At 38.9% G+C, this 2,723-nt stretch carries 3 protein-coding genes; 2 read left to right on the top strand and 1 reads right to left on the bottom strand.

The annotated features are described in order from the left end of the window. The first annotated feature begins 382 nt into the window (after window positions 1–382). Window positions 383–1,087: an IS6-like element IS1007 family transposase gene (locus BFN00_RS14985; RefSeq protein WP_001067793.1), complete on the top strand. Its 705-nt coding sequence runs from the start codon at window positions 383–385 to the stop codon at window positions 1,085–1,087. Between the two features lie 134 nt (window positions 1,088–1,221). Here BFN00_RS14985 and BFN00_RS14980 read toward each other — a convergent pair whose 3' ends face one another. Next, window positions 1,222–1,551, bottom strand: a complete 330-nt coding sequence (locus tag BFN00_RS14980) for a four-helix bundle copper-binding protein (protein WP_025466485.1) — start codon at window positions 1,549–1,551, stop codon at window positions 1,222–1,224. Between the two features lie 203 nt (window positions 1,552–1,754). Here BFN00_RS14980 and BFN00_RS14975 point away from each other — a divergent pair, with 203 nt between their 5' ends. Continuing rightward, window positions 1,755–2,459 (top strand): IS6-like element IS1006 family transposase, encoded by a 705-nt coding sequence (locus BFN00_RS14975; RefSeq protein WP_001067784.1) that lies wholly within the window; start codon window positions 1,755–1,757, stop codon window positions 2,457–2,459. Window positions 2,460–2,723 lie beyond the last annotated feature (264 nt).

Below are 2,723 nucleotides of genomic sequence, written 5' to 3'. Positions count from 1 at the left end.
CATTTTAATTGGTGAATAACAGTATATTTTAAATATATAAAAATCAGATACTTGTGTTATAGTGATAATGCTCGACGATGTCGAAAAGCTGACTTGGAAACAAGTCGGCTTTTTTTTAAACTGTTTTGATATATTCCGCCAATAAAATTGATTGTTTCTTAATCAAATTAAAACTTTCTTCAATGTTGTCAGCCTTCTCCGGTAAGAAAATATCCCCAATTTCTGCGGATAAAAAGGGGACGGTTTTTATCCGATCTTGTACGCATTTGCTTACGTCAATTCCGGCCCTTTGCGGCTATGCGGCATACTGGAATTTTTCGGCACTGTTGCAAATAGGCTGACATGATAAGCTAAATATCTTATTTATTTCGAGATACAGCAGATGAATCCCTTCCACGGTCGGCACTTTCAAGGTGAAATCATTCTTTGGGCTGTTCGTTGGTATTGTAAATATGGCATCAGCTATCGTGAACTTCAGGAAATGCTCGCTGAACGTGGAGTGAATGTTGATCACACCACAATTTATCGCTGGGTTCAGCGTTATGCTCCAGAAATGGAAAAACGTTTACGTTGGTATTGGCGTAATCCTACAGATCGACATTTATGGCATCTGGATGAAACTTACGTAAAAGTGAATGGCAAATGGGCATATCTATACCGTGCAGTTGACCAACGTGGCCATACTCTTGATTTCTATCTTTCTGCTAGACGAAATACCCATTCAGCTTATTGTTTTCTTGGTAAGATTTTGAATCATGTCAAAAAATGGCAGATTCCACGAGTCATAAACACTGATAAGGCTCATACCTATGGCCGTGCTTTGTCGCGACTAAAACAGGAAGGAAAGTGTCCTGAAGACCTGGACCATCGACAGATTAAATACAAGAATAACGTGATTGAATGTGATCATGGCAAGCTCAAACGGATCATCAAGGCTACGTTGGGATTCAAGTCTATGAAAACGGCTTATGCCACAATTAAAGGAATTGAGGTTATGCGTGCTCTACGCAAAGGACAAGCTTCATTATTTTATAACGGTAATATTCTAGGAGAAGTTTGGCTAGTAAATAGAGTTTTCGGTCTCTAAGCTTTTTTGAAGGGAAAATCATCGACTCAGATCCCTATTTGCAACAGTGCCGTTGTTAGTGGTTTGACCCACTAACAACTAACACGTTGGCTATTCATTGAGTAAATCCTAAACTCAACTAATTCTTTTATTTATCAGACAACCATTTTTCGACATTCGACGGCACATTCACGGCAAGCATCAGCACATTGCTGGCAGTGTTGATGCTCATGTTGGCTACATTCATCTGCACAGTATTCACAAGCCTTGGCACAAAGCTCACAAATTTCTTTCATAAAAGGAGATTCATTTTGCTGCATACGAGCACAGAGCTGACAAATATCTGCACAATCTAGACAACGCTGAATACATTCTCGCATCATCTCCAGATTTTCTTCTTTTAGACAGGCATTTGCACAACTGGCACAGGTAAGGGAACAGCTCATACATGCCTTTGCGCAATCTGAAAATTGGATATCGTTCATCATACTTACCTAAAGTCACTTGATTTAGGAATAAGCTAATCAAAAAAAAAGATATACACTAGGACGATTAGGTAAGGGAAAGTAAAATAGTCATAGATTTTGTTAAATGGTTTTAGATGCTGGCTTTGAGTGATTTAGCTGGGCACTGTTGCAAATAACCACGAATGGTAAGCTGAAGACTGTTTTAGCTAAAGGTGCAGCATATGAATCCTTTCCATGGTCGGCATTTTCAGGGCGAAATCATTCTTTGGGCTGTGCGCTGGTATTGTAAATATGGCATTAGCTATCGTGAACTGCAGGAAATGCTGGCCGAACGGGGTGTGAATGTTGATCACACGACTATTTACCGTTGGGTTCAACGTTATGCTCCTGAAATAGAAAAACGTTTACGCTGGTATTGGCGTAATCCTACAGATCTGAGCTCGTGGCATATTGATGAAACCTATGTAAAAGTGAATGGACGATGGTCTTATCTGTATCGTGCAGTCGATCAACGTGGCGATACCATTGATTTTTATCTTTCTTCTAGACGTAATACCAAATCAGCATATTGTTTTCTTGGAAAAATTTTAAATAATGTGAAGAAGTGGCAAATTCCACAAGTGATCAACACGGATAAAGCACCCACATATGGACGTGCTTTATCACGGTTAAAACGGGAAGGTAAATGTCCACCAGACCTTGAGCACAGGCAGATTAAGTATAAAAATAACGTGATTGAATGTGATCATGGCAAGCTAAAGCGGATCATCAGGGCCACATTAGGATTCAAATCTATGAAGACGGCTTATGCCACAATTAAAGGTATTGAAGTCATGCGTGCACTACGTAAAGGACAAGCATCGTCATTTTATTATGGTCAGCCTCAGGGTGAAGTGTGTCTAATCAACAGGGTTTTCGGTCTCTAAGTACTTTTTAAAGGGAACATCATCGACTCAAATCTCTATTTGCAACAGTGCCTCTTATACACGTGTGGCAGTCCTCAATAAATTCACTGAATTAGGTCGACCATTTACCCAAGTTACGCCTTAAATTTGGCTCAATTAGGGGCGCTTTGCATTTCAAATCTTTGTGCAACAAAGCCAAAATTAGTTATTTTTAGTATGGTGTAACTAAGATTAATTAATTTTTTTAAATCGAATGATAAATATATTTATTGTTTTTAATTTATT

The organism is Acinetobacter sp. AR2-3 (assembly GCF_001878775.1).
Classification (GTDB): domain Bacteria; phylum Pseudomonadota; class Gammaproteobacteria; order Pseudomonadales; family Moraxellaceae; genus Acinetobacter; species Acinetobacter lwoffii_D.
Note: the sequence above shows the minus strand (reverse complement) of the source record. Positions and strands in the feature narration are given on the sequence as shown.